Raw genomic sequence first — 15,574 nt, 5'->3', positions numbered from 1 at the left:
AGCACTTCACGACCCTCTTGCGAGGTATAGGCCTGTGATTGGCCCCTTCGCGGACATCGCGGATTATCGCCGCGCCTGACGCACTCGTGATGTCCCCTGCGGCAGAGTGTGGTCGAGGAGAGCACGATGGCGGCTGGAAAGGGATATTGCGCCACATCGCGGCGCAGAACCGCGCAATACTTCCGCCACACCCGCGCTTGACACGGGTGATAGGATCAAGCCCGATCGGCGTTCTGCCGCAGGCACGGTTGTCGAATCGAGCTTGACCCCCTCCCCCTGGGAAATATTTCCAGCAGACACACCCGCGCAGTTATGGCGCAATACTGCGCCGCATATCGGCGGCATACTGCGCCGCACACCCGGTGCACACGGTGCTGTCGGCGTGGGGACGATCAGTCGTTGGAATCGTTCGGCGGGGTCTGCGCCTGCCGGCGGCGCTCCCACTCGCCGCGCAACCATTCGCCTTGCCGTTGCGCTGCAGCGCGGCTAATCCCTCGAGCCTTGGCCGGCGCAGCCGGGAACGGGGCCCCCTCGTTGTAGAGCTGCTCGAGGCGGTCGGCTTCACGGATAAAGGCGACCTCGACGAGACCGGCCAGAGCGGGCGCACCCTCCGGCTCATCCCTCGTCGACCACCACGCAGCCTTGAGGCGCGCGTGCAGCGCGACCGGCAGGTAATAGGTCTGGTGGCGGTATCCCGCAGCTCCGCGCGGGTTCACACCCTGGGCTCGGTCGGGGGCAGGAGGGAACGGGGCCCCCTCGTTGTAGAGCTGCTCGAGGCGGTCGGTCTCGCGGCCGATGGCGAGCTCGACGAGACCGGCCAGAGCGGGCGCACCCTCCGGCTCATCCCTCGTCGACCACCACGCAGCCTTGAGGCGCGCGTGCAGCGCGACCGGCAGGAAGTATGCGATCGAGCGGTAGCCGGTGGCCGACACTGACCCCGCGGGTCGGTCGGCGGCACCAGCGGCGTTGACGTCTGTTGGGGGCACGAGTCACCGTCTGGGTGGGGAGGCTTCGGCCCCGTTTCGGGCCGGGGCTGTCCCCAGCCTACAGGCCGGTTTCCAGGCCGTCAGGGGGTTGCGCGCCGCGAGTTGACGCGGTTTTCCAGGGGGTTAGAGGCGTCGGCAGGTGCCGTCTGTGGGGCATATCTCGATGCCGTACAGGCGGAGGAACTCTTCGGGGTTCACGAAGCCGGCGTACTGCGCGGGGGCGCCGAGAGCGGTCGCTTCCTGTAGCGCGGCGACCGCCTGGTTCGTCGTCCCGTTCTTATTGATCCGGAGATCCAGGTGGCATCCGCCGCTCGGCGGCACGTTCCCGACGACGCCGATCTGCTGGCCCGCACTGACGGTGTCTCCGACGTCGACGAGCCGCTCGCTCTTGTACATATGCAAGTACGACACCACGAAGCCATCGGGGTGCTTGATCGACAGCCACAGCGAGCTGCTGAGAGTCACCGTGCCGGGCAGGACGGCGTAGACGGGATCACCGCAGGGGTTCGGCCAGCGCTGCAGGTCGATCGCAACATGCCACGAGGAGGCGCCGGGGACGGTGATGTCGCGGGGCCCGTAGCCGGATGTCATCTGGTAACCGGCCGCGAGAGGGAAAGCGGCCTGGCCGACGACGGTGCTGCTGTCACAGCTGATCGACCCGCCGACCGCGGAGATGATCTGCTGTGCGGCGGACTCCCACTTGTCGTAAGCGGTCGGGAATGCGGAGACCTGCACGGTCTGTGCGGCCTCCCCCAGCCCCATGTCTTCCCAGCCGGGGATATCGAGCAACCCCCGCGGCGATCCGCCGTTGGGGCCCTCCTCGCCGCCGAAGAACGCCTTGGCGGCGTAGACGGGGTCCATGAGCTCCGCGACGGTGCCCCAGCCCGACACACGCTGCTGGAAGTAGTTGACGGAGTCGTGGTCGCTGCCGACCGCGTCGTGCGGGTAGTCGAGGGACTCAGGGACGGAGGAGTTGGCGTACATCTTCAAGCCGGACTCCTGCAGCGCGGTCATGATCGCGATCTGCTGCCCCCGCGCAGACACGCCCAGGGAGCGGGCGACCGAGAGGATGGTGGCCGCGTGGCCGAGCTCCGTCGAACCGAGCGTGCGGGTCGATCCTCCCGTGGTCTGGATCTCGAGCTTGTCGGTGGTCAGCGACCCGGCGGTGCACTGAGATGACCCACCGCCAGAGGCCCCGGCGATCGCCATCATCAGGAACATCGTGTAGCCGGCGAAGAGCACCACCGGCACCAGCACGAGCGCGATCACCCAGAGGATGACCTTGCGGGAACCGCCACCGTCGCCGTCGTCTCCCCCATTGACGGCGCCGGTGACGTCAGCGGGGCGCTCGAGTACTCCCGATGCGGACATGCCGGCTACTTCTGCGCGATCGCGAGCCGGGCGCGCATCTCACCGCTGCGCGGCGAGCGGGGCGCTCGCGCGGGCAGGGACGAGATGTCGACGACACTTGACGTGGGGCGACGTTCGATGTGCCCCATGCCAGAGGAGTCGACGACGATGCGTCGAGTGCTGTCTGGGGTGCGCGTGGGGGCCGGTCCCTGGTCGACGACCATCGGGACCACCTTCGGGTCGCCTGCCGCTCGCGGCTTGCTCGCTCCTGCAGTCGCCGCCGCGGATACCGCCTTCGATGCTCCCTTGCTTGCTACCCTGCCGCCGACCTCGAGCGCCGCGGCGCCGGCGGCGCCGGCCACACCCCCCGCTGCGGCCCCCTTACCGATCCGCGCGGCCGTGAAGACCAGCTCTGCGGTCTTGGAGGCCTTGGCGGCAGCACCCGCACCCGCGCCGCTCCCAGAGCCCTTCTGAGGCGATGGGAGGGCGGGACGGCCCGGTGCGCCACCGGAGGGCGTCGAGGGCGGCTTGGGTGCCGCGGGTGGCCGCGTAGCGGTCATTGTGCCGATGTCCTGCGCTGCGCCCGCGCCAAGGTTGATGGAGCGTGCGTCGACCTTGTTGTCGGGGCGGCGCAGCGCCGCGGCCGCGACGGTGGATACGGCGCTCATCGCCGCAACGGTCTTGACCCCGTCGCGTTCGGCCGGGGCTCCCTTGCCGATGCCGTACTTGGAGAGCTGCTCGGCGATCGACCGGCCGGTCTTCTTGGCGATGCGGCGAGCCCGGATGATGAGGAACAGCAGCACGATCATCACCAGCGTCGCGAAGGTCATCTGCGCGACGAGAGGGATGCCCAGGCTGCTGAGCCCGGTGATCGCTGCCACGGTGAGCTTGAGGACGGCTGCCATTACCACAGCCATGAAGACGATGGCGACCAGGCCCATGAAGGTGTCGGCGAGGGACTTCCACAGCGGGTAGCGGTTGACCGGGAGGATCCCGATGTAGACGTTCCACATGGTCTTGATCGCGGAGATCAGGAAGCCGAGCACTGTGATCAGGAACAGCACTCCGAATGCCATCGGCAGGATGAACAGGGTCAGCGCGCCGGGGGTCATCGTGACGGCCGTGAGTACCTGGCCGAAGTTCGGGTTCTGGTTGAACGTCTTCGCCGCCTCGTCGCAGCCGCCAACAGCGTCGCGGACTTCGTTGCCGCCGGTCTGGATGGGCGCCGAGCTGGTCATCGTGTCGGTGAAGGTCGCGGCGCACTGGCCCTCGAGCGCGTGGCCGAATGCGATCGTCTGCGCAGGGATCTTCACGAAGATGTCGACCAGCTGCGATGTGACTGCAGCGGAGAGCAGGTTTTCGGAGTCGAGCTCCGTGCTGTTGATGTCGTCCGTGACGACGACCGCGGCGATTTGCCCGCCGTACTCCTGGGCGGTGTCGAAGGCGCCGCCGGCGGCGGTGAGCGAGGCGACCGGATTGGCGAGCAACCCGGTTGCCAGCACGGCGCAGCACGCGGAAATGAATAGCTCTGCCCACCCGGTGGAGTGCCGGCCGAGCATGATCGCCAGGCCGGCCACGCCGCCGGCGATCGTCAGTGCGAACGGGATCCATGCGATCTCACCGAGGAAGTCCTGCAGGAGGTCGGCCAGTGCGCCGAACGGCGCCGCGACGATGTCGACCCACTCGAAGGAGAGCAGCCAGTTGCAGAACCAGATCATCCACGACACCAGCCCCAGATGCCCGGTCCAGATCGGGTCGATCCACATGGAGATGAAGAACTTCCCCATCGTGAACACGTCACCGCGATCGAGCGGGAGCACGGTGTAGTTGGTCAGCGGGACGCCATCACTGTCGGTGATGTCGCCGCCCAGCATGAACGGGGACGATCCACCACCGTCAGCGGCGAAGGCCCAGTACGTGTTGCCGAACAGAACCAGGAACAGGTCGATCAGGACGACGGCGAGGACCTTGCTCCAACGCGGGTGATCGTGCACCCAGAAGCGGGCCCGCCAGAACGCGCCGCCCAGGGTCTCGAAGGTGTGCCGGTAGAAGGTGATCATGGTGTCACCAGAGACGGGGTCGACAGCACGGCTTCGCGGCGATCGGGACGCTCAGGGAGCGTCTTGCGGAACTTCCCGACTCGACCGCGCTGGTCACGGATCAGGCCCTCACCGCGACGCTCGGGGGCGACTTTGCCGTCCGCCCCGAGCGGGGACAGGTCTTCGGTGACCACCTGGACCATCGCCGGGTCCGCGGGCTCGCCGGTCAGCCACTCGATTGCGCGACGAGCGAGCTCCTTGTCGGTCTGACGCATCACGTAGCGGGTCTTGAGCAGGCCTCGGGTCTGGGTCTCTCCGAAGTCGGCGGGGTCGTGCGAGCCGAGAGCGAAGAACGCGCGGTGCTTGCGGCCGTCGCGGATGCCGATCCGCAGGTCGCGCTCCCCCTCGGGTGACTGGGTGATGTGGTGGCACTCGTCGAAGTAGGCGCCGGCGAGCTCGCCGGGGTTCATGAAGCAGACCTCGCGGGAGATCCCCATGAGCATTGCGTACATGGCGCGGCCGTAGATCTTTTCCAGGGGCATCTCCTCGAACAGGTGCGCGTGCTCGAGCTCGGTCTTGTCCGGCAGCGACAGCCCATGAGTAAGGAACACCAAGGCCCGCGATTTCAGGTCGACAGCGGCGAGCCCGTCGTTGAAGAGAACCTCGCCGATGTCCTTCGACGCGACCAGGTTGATCAGTCCAGACAGCTCCTCGCTCTCCGTCGAGGAGATCGTCTTGAGATGAGCGCGGAGCCGGCCGAGGCTGGTGATGTCGTGTGCGGCGACGTACTCCGGCTCGAGGAGACGGGACAGAGCGACGCCGCGGGAGTCGCGGGCACGGATGCCGAGCATCACCGCGAAGAGCGACTGCACCATGCGTGCGCCGATGAGCGGGCCGAAGACCCGCAGCGGATCCAGTGAGTACTCCGGGGCCATCAGGTCGACGATCGTCGTGGTGTCCGGCCGGAGGCTCTGCGCGAAGACCGCGTACTCCTTGGCCTCAGTGCGGTCGATCGCGACAACGCGGCCGTTGCGATCGACGGTGTCGCCCATGTCCCCCTTGAGCAGCACGCTCTTGCCGGCGCCGAGCTCGGCGACCACGCCGAAGCTGGCGCTGGTGTCGGCCTGGATACTGCCGTCCGCGTCGCGGAGGATCGGTGTGTGGCGGGCGGTGCTGATGTTCTCCCCGAATCGCGCACCCTTCTCATCGCCGAGCTCGTTGCTGGACAGCGGCACGCCGGTCGCGAACTCGCGGCCGGTCGTGATCTGGGTGAGTTCCCGGACGATGCGGCCGGTCGGGGTTCCGGGGATCATCGCCCACCAGAGCTCTTCCTGCCCGCCCAGGGGCGCCTCGAGGAGGAAGTCGGCGCGCTTGTACTCGTCTGCCACGAACCGGCCCTTGGCCTTCGCGAGGTCGGCGGTGTCTGCTCCGACAGCGAAAAGAACGGTTGCCTGGACCTCGACTTCCTTGTCGGAACGATTGAGTGAGGCGTGATACGCGGCCAGGGTCTCGGCGATCTCGCCGAGGTCGCTCCCGCCACCGGTGATCGTCGCGGTGCCTTCCTGGTGCTTGTACTGCTCCTCGAGTGCGGTTTCGGCCTTCTTGTTGCGGCGCTTGACCTCATCGGCTCCGGTCACGGTGAAGCGGATCCCCCAGTCGACGTCGAGGGGGAACTGGTCGACGTGCGAGATCCACTCGACACCGGGCGAGACCCAGCCGGCCTTGGGCGCCGCGACCATCGCCTGCACCACCTGGTACGACGACGTCTCGTCGGCATAGGGGCTGTGCACCTTGAGGTAGCGGCGCTTGAACGGGAGGAACTGCTGCGCGGACTTCGGGGCGATGTCGCTCTGCCCACCTTCGTCGAGCCAGGGGTTCGGCATCGCGGAGGGCATCTGGAAATGTGCGAGCTCGTCCACACCAAATCCGTCGTCGGTACCTTCGGCGGGCGGGACGGGTGCGGCGAGGTCTGCGGAGAGACCGCGCTGCTGAGAGTGGAGGGCGATCCAGATCTGCTCGGCCGGTGTGGCGCGGGTCGGCTGGAAAGCGGCGGGGATGCGGACCTCGATCTCTTTCGCCATCTGCGCCGCCGCGGCGATCTCGGTGTCGGTGGGCAGCTGACGAGGAAGCGCCAGCGTGTCGCGCAGCTTGGTGTCGGCGGCGCGCAGAGCAGACATGGCTCGGGCCTTCATCGACCCGGCTGCGAGAGGGACCGAGAGCCAGAATGCTCGGGTGCCGAGCGGGATCTGCTCGAGCGCGTCAAGGGTCAGCTCGACCTCACGCGCCCAGTCGGGGCACTCGTCGATGCGAACGCCGTCCAACATCCGCTCGACGACCGATACCGGATCCAGGTCAGCGCACAGACCCAGCAACAGACCCTCGCCACGGTGAGCCTGGAAAAGCGCCTGATGGTGCGCCTTGACGAGTTGCTTCGCCGCGGCCGAGGCATAGGCATACGGGAGAGGCTGCAGTCGCCAGGTCGCCCAGACCACGCCCGAGCGGGTCCACATCAGGTTGCTCGTCATCGCTGTTGCGGGGATCTGCATCGTCATCTCGTTTCTCAGTCGGTCGGCTTGATCGGCAGCGGGAGATCGCGACGGCCGTTGAAACGGGTCGTGATCGGCGGGTCGCCGAGGATGGGGAGGGGGCCGGTCATGATCAGTTGCCTCCTCGGGCTTGCTGCAGCAGGCGCTCGACGCCGCTGACCGCGTGTGCGGGTGCGTGCGCCGGCAGCGGCGTCGAGACCTGCTGCAGGACCGGCTGCGCCACGGTGGGCTCCTCCGGTGCGGGGGCGGTGTTCTCGCCATCGGGGCGGGTGCGCGTGGCGCTGACCGGCTCGGCGATCGTTGTTCCTCCGCCAGCGAAGTGGGGCGGGCGCACCCGCATGGTCACTCCGCGGTAGCGGCCGGCTGCGGGGCGCGTCATCGCGGACATGCCGCTGGTGATGATGCTCAGCAGGTTCCGGCGTGTAGCCGGGATCCTTCCGGCTCCCCACGCTGCTCCCCAGGACACGAAGGCAGCGACAGGGATGTCGACGATCGGAGAGCCAGTCCCCCACACGCTCTGCGTCATCAGCGCGACGACGAGGACGATCGCCATCACGACGCCCTGCGTCAGCGTGTAAGGGCCCCCGGGGATCTTCGTGCCGTCGTGGAGACGGCCGATGAACTTCGGGAACCGGCGGCTGCGCGTGTAGAAGCGCGCAACCTCTCTCTCTTCGTCGCGATCGGCCACTTTCGCCCCTTACGCGACCAGCCGGTAGGCCGTCACGCCGATCGCGTCGACGGTCTCGGTCTGGATGAGGCCCATGACCCACTCGCCGCCGCCGGCGGCGAGGAACATGGCCAGGCCGCACGCGATGCCGGTGATGATGGTCGTGGCCATCGCGAACCGGACCTTGGCCGCGACGACGAAGAAGATCACTGCCGCTGCGAGGAACACGATCGCCCGGAAAGCGGTCGTCGCATCAGCGGTGATCCCGTTGATCCAATCGAACATGGTTGGTGTTTCCTTTCTCAGTTGCCGCTACCGGACGGTGTCGGCGTGGGGGTTGTCGATCCCTTGTCGGAGACCGCTTGCGGTGCAAGATCAATGGCGCTGACCTCCCAACGGGAGGCGCGGGCGGTGAGGGTGAGCGTGTATGTCGACGTGACCTGCTGGTCCAGCGGGCTCAGCAGCGAGACCGTCGCGAGAACCTTGAGGGTGTCGCCGTCGCTCGGAGACTCCGTAGGGGTGAGGTCAGAGCGCAGCTCGTCGACTTTGACCATCACGTAGGGAGCAGGCGAGATCGCCACGAACGCGGTGTCAGGGGCGCTGTAGCGGGACAGGTCGCCGGAGCCGGCCAGGTAAGCGCCGAGGAACGCCGACACCGTCTCGGCAGACGGATCGGAGGAACCGATCGTCTGCTTGTAGACCAGCGACGTCGTCCGCCCCTGCACAGGGGCGGAGATCTGCGCGGGGAGCCCAACGGCGCGCACCGTGTCACCGCTGATCGAGATCGCCACCTGGAAGTAGCGGCGCGGCCAGCTCGTCGTGCTGGTGTCGTCACTGTCGTTCACCGACAGCTCCTTGACGTTCGCGGCGACGACGACGTTGACGAAGTCCGACCCGTCGACGGGAGTGATCGACACGACGGACAGATCGCGATACTCCCAGGGTGTGACAGACAGCTGTCGCAGCGCAGCGAGGTCGACGTAGGTGCCCAGGTCGCCGGGCTCTTCCTTCGTGGCGCTCAGCCAGGAAGCTACAAAGCCCTCCGCGTATCCACCGGCGGACTGCTGCTGTGTGCTCAGCCCTGCTGCCTGAGCCTCCGGTGCCGCGGCGACGACGGGCGCCGGGCGCGCGGCCGCAGCGAACAGGGCGATCGGCCCGCACGCGATGGCGGCGAACAGGACCGCGGACAGCACCTTCCCGCCCATCTGCCGGCCATGCGTCCAGCTGCTCCCCTGCGCCGGGATGGTCTTCGATTCCTTCACCGGCTTCGGTGTCTTCTCGCGGCGTGCCATCATGCCGCTCCCCCCACTCGCAGCTGAGCCACCCGCAGAGCCGCCGGCACCGATGCCGTGAGCTCCTCGACCGCCTTGACCACGCCGCCGTGCGTGGACGGGTCGAAGGGCGCGTCCAGGGTGCGCGCCACTGCCTCCTCGAACCCCTGACGCGCTCGGATCGCGCGTGCAGCGTCGGGCTTGAATCCTTCCCACATGGCGTCGTCGGCGCTGTCTGCGGTGCTGCTCTCGCTCACGTTTCTGTCCCTTCCGCGGAGTCCTGATGCCTCCCGACCAACGGGGGCATATCTGTATAGGCCGGGTTTTCGGCCCTTCGCGGACATCGCGGATCGAAGAAATCTTGCGTGGATATTGCGCCCATGCAGCGAGGCATGGAAACCACCCCTGACCAGGCGTTTACAGCAATGGATCGTGACTCAGACCCCCCGAAGCCAGCATCCGCCGGCCGGGCACTCTGCGGCCCGGCCGGAACTTTCCAGGATCTGAACCAGGGGTGCTGAGGAACGTGGCCCTTCGTCAACCGACGTCACGACGAAGGGCCATTTCTCATGACTGCTTGGGCGAAGACATCACCTCTTGCCGACCAGCTGTTCGACGAGTGGAACAGCTTCCACTCCCACACCACTCACCACTTCGGAACGCTCGGCGAGCTGACCGGCGATGAGGCCGTGAACCTCATCCGGCAGCCGCAAGCTCCCGAACAGCGCGACGCGCTCTTGCTCGAGCTGCTCACCCTCGAGCACGCCGGCGATACCTTCGCCGGCCGCGTCCTGCTCAAGTCGTTCATGCCGCTCGCGCTGCGGCTGCCGAGCAGCTGCAGCAGCATGCGCAGCCTGTGGCAGCACTCCCCCGCCGACGCCCGCACTGCGACGATCGGCGTGCTCTGGGAGGTCATTCACACCTACCCGCTCGAGCGCGTCCACTCCGTCTCCGGAAACATCCGTCTCGAGACGATCAAGAACCTCGGAGTCTGGTTCGGCAGCGAGCACAGCGTCGACGCGATGCCGATCGAGGACGAGCTGCTCGAGAAGATCGCAGGCCCCGACGAGAGCGACGACGTCTTCCGGGATCTGGTGACGATCCTCACCTGGGCGATCGACTCCGGCACCCTCCGCCGCGACGAGGTCCAGCTGCTTGCACGCATCGAGCTCGCAGAGGGTGACCCCGGTGTGGCGCGTGAGGAAGCAGCGGCCGAGCTCGGCGTCAGCCGGGAGACGCTCAACCGCCGAGTGTGCCGAATCCGCACCAAGCTCATGCAGGCCGTCAGTGGCGACATGGAGGCCAAGGTCTCCTACGCCCCGCGCCGCAGCTGAGCCAACCCGCCATCCAGGGGCAAGCGCAGTCGACGAGTCGAGCGCGCCCCACAGGCCGGAGCACACTAACCGCTCCGCCCCCCCAGACAGACAGGGCCTCTGGATGGCCCCCAGGGGCCCTGTCTTCCCCTCCGCCTCACTCGGAGCCCTCCTCATGGCCGAAATCGCCTCAGCAGGCCGCACAGGCCCGCTTACGCCCGCATCCATCGTTTGGATGCCCCGCCACGACTCCCCTACCAGCCCTCGCGACACGGCGCACTCCACCATCGCCAGCGCGGCGCCACACACGCGCTACCCCGCCGCGATGCTCTGCGCTGTACCCACGCAGCAACGTCGCGATAGCATCCGCCACTCCCCCGCCAGATCACCGCATCACTCGCGCGATACGCTGAGCAACCCCCGCGCCACACCCGCGCTAGTCATCCGCAATAACACTCGCAATACTCGCGCTAGCACATCGCTCTACCCGCGCCTGATGTTGCGCTCTAACATGCGCACTACTAGCGCGAGTCTGTCGCGTGTACAGCCCTTTGATTGCGCATCGCATGTGCCTGTACGTCGCCACTCTGGCGCGTTTCATGTCGTAGATAGAGCGCACGTACATGCGCACTGCATGCGCGGCCATTGCTCCAATCGAGCGCGTCTAGTGCACGGCTCTAGCGCGGTTGCATCGCAACCTCTAGCGCATGCGTCGCGCACGACACGCGCGATTGTTGTTGCATATAGGCGTGAATGTGACGCTATACTGACACCCATGAACCCGCCACAGTTGCCCCATACCCGCGCCACACATCCGCACATCGCGCGCTCGACTGGCGCGACCGCTGTCATCACCCTCATCCGTGGAGGCCGATCGTGAGAATCATCGGCGTCTGCAACCAGAAGGGCGGGGTGGGCAAGACCACCACCGTCATGAACCTCGCGGCCGCGCTGTCCCGCGCCAACAATGTGCTCGTGGTCGACGTCGACCCGCAGCAGTCCGCAGCACGCTGGGCCGAGCGAGCGGGGGATGACCTTCCGTTCGACTTCGCAGCCGACGTCGATCCCAACAACATCATGGGATTGCGTGACCTCGACGGCTACGACATCGTCCTCGTCGACACGCCTGGCAGCCATGAGAACACCGGCGTCCTCACCGCAGTCCTGCAGGTCGCCGACTTCATCGTCCTGCCGCTGGAAGCCGCCACCATGGCGATCGAGTCGGTCGCGGACACCTTGGTCGAACACATCATCCCGACCGGGGTGCCCTACCGACTCCTGCTGAACAAGATCGACACCCGCCGCGGCGGTCGGCGACTCGAGGACTGGGAAGAGCAGCTCGACACCGTCGAGTTCATCGAGGGGCAGATCGGACTCCCGCGTTTCCAGCGTCACATTCGTCTGTCCGCGAGCGTCGAGGACGCTCCCTTCGACGGCAAGGTCGTCACGCAGTACACCGATTCCCGCAAGAACCAAGCAGCGATCTCCGACTACACCAGTGTCGCGTTGGAGCTCACGTCGCTGTGGGCCAACCAGATGAAGGAGGCCTGACATGGCTCGTCAGGATCTCGGAAAACTCACCCGCCGCACCGCACCGACGCCGGCTCCCGCAGAACCCGTGGAGCCCCCCGTCGACCAGGCTCCGCCCCCGGAGCCCGCCCCTGCGGCGGCGGTCGAAACCGCGGCCGCTCCTGCGAAGAAGCAGGCGCCGCGCAAGCAGCCGACTCGCACGACCCGCACGGAGGCCGAAGACGGGGGAGAGGGGGAGGAGCGGGAGACCGCGACCAAGGGCGTCCCCGTCCACCTTCCGGTCCCACTGAACGACCGCCTGCAGGCGTACATGGCCAAGACGCGCAAGAGCCACCAGACGGTCCTCCTGGACGCCGTCTCGGCTACCTATAAACGTCTTCCTGAACTGATCCGCCAAGCCACCGCCGGCGGAGAAGAGACTGACGAGGACTGGACGGATCTGTTCAACAGGCAGAAGCGTCCCGCCCCCGTCTCCGACGCGGGGCCCCGCGTCAAGCACACCGTGCGCGTTGCCCCGTCGTACCGCGCGATCCTCGATCGCGTCACCGCTGAACTCGATGCTCCCTCCCGGAACTTCGTCATCATCACCGCCTACGAGGCATTCCTTCCGCCTCTCGACTAGACGGTGCGGTGTCCAGCTACAGCAGAAGACCAGCTGTCGCTACAGCGGTATATGAGACACTCACCGAACTGCTTAGACACCTACCCCACATCCGCCCCACGATGAAGGATTGACCTCCAATGACCACCACCACTGACCGCAAGAGCAAGCGCACGAAAGAGACCACCGAGCCGGGCGAGCAGAAGCAAGGACTCACTCCTGCAGTCCTGCAGCCGACGAAGTCTCGCCGGCGCCCCGCGATCATCGCCCTCGGCATCGCGCTTGTCCTCCTCGGCGGAATCGGCGTGTGGTGGGTCACCACGAACCTCACCCGCACCGTCAGCGTCATGGCGACCAGCGTCGACGTCTCGCGCGGGGAGACGATCACCACGGACGACCTCACGACCATCCAGCTCGCCGGCGGGCAGCAGGTCGACGCGGTCTCCGCCGCGGATGCCGCCGACCTCGTCGGAACCACCGCGCTGGTCGACCTGCCCGCCGGCACCCTCATCACGTCGGCCAACACCGGCGACACCCTCGCGGTGCCGGCCGGCTCCTCGATCGTGGGCGTCACGCTCACCCAGGCACAGATGCCCGGCTACCAGCTCGCAGCAGGCGACAAGGTCCGTGTCGTTGAGACCCCCGTCACTCAGGGAGACCCGCCCGTCGAGACCCCCAAGAGCTTCAACGCCACAGTGTTCACCGCCACCTACGACACTGAGACCCAGGTGTGGGTTGTCGACCTGGTCGTGCCGAACCGTGAAGCACCCGACATCGCCGCTCGTGCCGCCACCGGCCGCGTCGCGCTGGTCATCGACTCGACGGGGGAGTGACCCCGCATGGCGATCATCTTCCTTGCCAGCGCGTCCGGCGCTCCCGGCGTGACCACCGCCGCCGGCGCCCTGGCCCTCAACTGGTCCAAGCCCGTGATCCTCGTCGAGGCCGACACCACCAAGACCAGCAGCATCATCCCCGGACTCATCCGCGGGCAGGTCTACCACAGCACCGGACTGACCGAAGCGGCCGTCGCCGACCAGTACGGCGCTCTGACCCCTGACAAGCTCTGGGAACAGACCGTCGAGCTCAGCCCCCGCTCAGTGCTCATCCCCGGCTTCAAGAGTCTGCAGGGCGCCGCCGGCGCGGGCCCCCACTTCTGGCGGGCACTGCTCGACGCGCTGCGCCCCTACGAGTCCGCCGGGTACGACATCCTCGTCGACGGCGGGCGCCTCCACGTCAACGACCCTCGCCTCCCGCTGCTGCGCGAGGCGGACAGCATCACCCTGTTCACCGATCGCACGCTGCCCTCCGTGGCAGCCGTGCTCGCACACTGGCGCTCCCTCGACGAGAACCGCAACACCGTCCCCGAGTGGCTGCTGAACACGCTCAACGAGATCGGGCACGCCAGCTACGTCGATCTCCTCGTCACCGAACGCCCCACCACGCAGGAGACCTGGCCTCTCAAGACCGTCACCAAGCAGATCGGCATGAACCTGCTGGGCACCATCCCCTGGGATCCGAAGGGCGCCGCCATCTACTCGGTCGGCGCACCCACCCTCGGCGCCCAGCGCACCCCCTACACGCGGGCCATCGGCGCGCTGCTGCACAGCTACAGCGATGTCCTCAACACCCGCACTTACACGACCACCGACTGGGAGGGACAGCAGTGAGCGACCCCACGCCCGACCCCGCAGACCTGGGAAGCATCCCGTTCTTCACCGCGCCGGCACCGGCCACCCCGCAGACCCCGCAGACCGCACCGGCCGACACGGGCCTGCGCAACCTGGGCCACGCCGCCGCACACCTGACCCGCGCGGCACAGCGGAACGCCCCGGCCGATGCAGCCCCCACGGCACCCGCAGCCCCGATCGTGCCGGCACCGCCCACCCTCCCCGAGCGACCCGCACCCGAGGTCACCCCGCCAACCACCCTCGACGCGCGCAGCGATCTGCCCTGGGCCGACATCGCCGCCATTCGCGACGAAGTCTCCCGTGAGCTCGCCGCAGTGTTCAGCGAGTCCATGGACATCACCGCCGAGCAGCGCGAACAGACAGCGCAGGACCACATCGTTGACCGGGTCCGAGCTCGCGTCGACGACCAGACCCGCCGCCCCGGAGAGGGGCGCTGGCCGGCCCCGATGCAGACCGCCATCCGCCAGGCCGTCTTCGACCAGCTGTTCCGCCTGGGCCGACTGCAGCCGCTCGTCGACGAACCCGACGTCGAGAACATCCACATCAACGGATTCGACGACGTATGGATCTCCTACGCGGACGGCCGCGTGGTCAAGTACCAGTACCCCATCGCCGAGAACGACCGTGAGCTCGAGCGAGAGATCAACCTGCTCGCAGCCCGCTCGGGGGAGGGCGGCCGATCGTTCACGAGCGCCCGGCCGCGACTGCACATGGACCTGCCCGGCGGGGCGCGTCTGGCAGCGATCGCGGAACCCGTCGCCACCCGACCGACGATCGTCATCCGTATCCACCGCCTCGTCGACGTCACCCTCGACCAGCTTGTAGAGCGCGGCACCATCACCCGCCAGGCGGCAGCTTTCCTCCGCGCGGCCGTCATCGCCGGGGTCTCCGTCGTCACCAGCGGCTTCCCCGGCGCAGGCAAGACCACACTGCTGCGCGCACTCGCCGACTGCATCCCGGCCGAAGAGAAGATCGTCACGATCGAGATGGAGCGCGAGCTCTACCTGCACAAGATCAACGACCGCCACCCGCGAGTGGTCTCACTCGAGGCGAAGCCGGGGGAGGGGGAGCGTGGCGCCGATGGGCGGCTGCCCGGCGAGATCACCCCCGAAGACCTGGTCTACGACACCCTCCGACTGGACACCCAGCGCTTCATCGTCGGCGAGGTCCGCGGCCCTGAGATCTACGCCATGATGCAGGCCATGCAGTCCGGTGTCGGGTCGCTGTCCACCCTGCACGCCGCCAGCGCAGACGACTCGATCGACCGCATGTCGGCGCTGATGCTGTCCCGTGGCAACAACACGACCCCCGTGTACGCCTACCGGATGATCGAGCAGAACATCAAGATCGTGGTGCAGATCTCGAAGATCATCGACCCCGCGACCGGCAAGCCCCGCCGCGTCGTCACCGAGATCGCCGAGATCCTGCCCGGCGAGGAGCAGAACAACTCCCGCCCCGTGGCCTCTCAGGTGTTCCGCTTCGACCGATCCAGCGGCAGCCTCATCACCGCTGACATGCCATCGCCGCGGCTCCTCGAGGAGCTCAAGTTCTACGGCTTCGATCCCGCGAACCTGGGAGTGTGA

The 15,574-nt window shown here is 67.5% G+C and carries 14 protein-coding genes; 6 read left to right on the top strand and 8 right to left on the bottom strand.

Features of this window, described 5'->3' with window-relative positions; translation table 11 throughout:
- Positions 1 to 392: 392 nt before the first annotated feature.
- From Q9S36_RS43195 to Q9S36_RS43160, 8 genes are all read right to left on the bottom strand, one after another.
- Positions 393 to 986, bottom strand: a complete 594-nt coding sequence (locus Q9S36_RS43195; RefSeq protein ID WP_311290920.1) for a hypothetical protein — start codon at positions 984 to 986, stop codon at positions 393 to 395.
- A gap of 123 nt (positions 987 to 1,109) precedes the next feature.
- A complete protein-coding gene (locus tag Q9S36_RS43190) occupies positions 1,110 to 2,357 on the bottom strand; it encodes a M23 family metallopeptidase (protein ID WP_311290919.1) in 1,248 nt (415 codons plus the stop codon).
- A 5-nt stretch (positions 2,358 to 2,362) separates the two neighbouring features.
- Positions 2,363 to 4,396, bottom strand: coding sequence for a hypothetical protein (locus Q9S36_RS43185; protein ID WP_311290918.1), 2,034 nt, complete (start codon positions 4,394 to 4,396; stop codon positions 2,363 to 2,365).
- Complete coding sequence (locus Q9S36_RS43180; RefSeq protein WP_311290917.1) at positions 4,393 to 6,921, bottom strand: ATP-binding protein; 2,529 nt, start codon at positions 6,919 to 6,921, stop codon at positions 4,393 to 4,395. Before Q9S36_RS43180 ends, Q9S36_RS43185 begins: the two co-directional genes overlap by 4 nt.
- Before the next feature lie 112 nt (positions 6,922 to 7,033).
- Complete coding sequence (locus Q9S36_RS43175; protein WP_311290916.1) at positions 7,034 to 7,609, bottom strand: hypothetical protein; 576 nt, start codon at positions 7,607 to 7,609, stop codon at positions 7,034 to 7,036.
- Positions 7,610 to 7,618: 9 nt separating this feature from the next.
- Entirely contained in the window at positions 7,619 to 7,873 is a 255-nt protein-coding gene (locus tag Q9S36_RS43170) for a hypothetical protein (RefSeq protein ID WP_311290915.1), read from the bottom strand.
- A 17-nt stretch (positions 7,874 to 7,890) separates the two neighbouring features.
- Positions 7,891 to 8,883 (bottom strand): conjugal transfer protein, encoded by a 993-nt coding sequence (locus Q9S36_RS43165; RefSeq protein ID WP_311290914.1) that lies wholly within the window; start codon positions 8,881 to 8,883, stop codon positions 7,891 to 7,893.
- Positions 8,880 to 9,116 (bottom strand): hypothetical protein, encoded by a 237-nt coding sequence (locus tag Q9S36_RS43160; protein ID WP_311290913.1) that lies wholly within the window; start codon positions 9,114 to 9,116, stop codon positions 8,880 to 8,882. Before Q9S36_RS43160 ends, Q9S36_RS43165 begins: the two co-directional genes overlap by 4 nt.
- A gap of 312 nt (positions 9,117 to 9,428) precedes the next feature.
- On the opposite strand from Q9S36_RS43160, the gene Q9S36_RS43155 reads away from it, so the two are divergent.
- The 6 genes from Q9S36_RS43155 (at position 9,429) to Q9S36_RS43130 (ending at position 15,574) form a co-directional block, all read left to right on the top strand.
- Positions 9,429 to 10,193 carry a hypothetical protein gene (locus tag Q9S36_RS43155; protein ID WP_251448520.1) on the top strand — a complete coding sequence of 255 codons (765 nt, stop codon included), beginning with the start codon at positions 9,429 to 9,431 and terminating at the stop codon, positions 10,191 to 10,193.
- An 855-nt stretch (positions 10,194 to 11,048) separates the two neighbouring features.
- Entirely contained in the window at positions 11,049 to 11,723 is a 675-nt protein-coding gene (locus tag Q9S36_RS43150; RefSeq protein ID WP_062635277.1) for a ParA family protein, read from the top strand.
- A 1-nt stretch (position 11,724) separates the two neighbouring features.
- Positions 11,725 to 12,324 (top strand): hypothetical protein, encoded by a 600-nt coding sequence (locus Q9S36_RS43145; protein WP_311290912.1) that lies wholly within the window; start codon positions 11,725 to 11,727, stop codon positions 12,322 to 12,324.
- 119 nt (positions 12,325 to 12,443) lie between these two features.
- Complete coding sequence (locus Q9S36_RS43140; RefSeq protein WP_062635282.1) at positions 12,444 to 13,136, top strand: SAF domain-containing protein; 693 nt, start codon at positions 12,444 to 12,446, stop codon at positions 13,134 to 13,136.
- Positions 13,137 to 13,142: 6 nt separating this feature from the next.
- Positions 13,143 to 13,970, top strand: a complete 828-nt coding sequence (locus Q9S36_RS43135; protein WP_311290911.1) for a hypothetical protein — start codon at positions 13,143 to 13,145, stop codon at positions 13,968 to 13,970.
- Positions 13,967 to 15,574, top strand: coding sequence for an ATPase, T2SS/T4P/T4SS family (locus tag Q9S36_RS43130; protein WP_311290910.1), 1,608 nt, complete (start codon positions 13,967 to 13,969; stop codon positions 15,572 to 15,574). The genes Q9S36_RS43135 and Q9S36_RS43130 overlap by 4 nt, the downstream gene beginning before the upstream one ends.

The organism is Microbacterium sp. ARD31, assembly GCF_031844425.1.
Note: the sequence above shows the minus strand (reverse complement) of the source record. Positions and strands in the feature narration are given on the sequence as shown.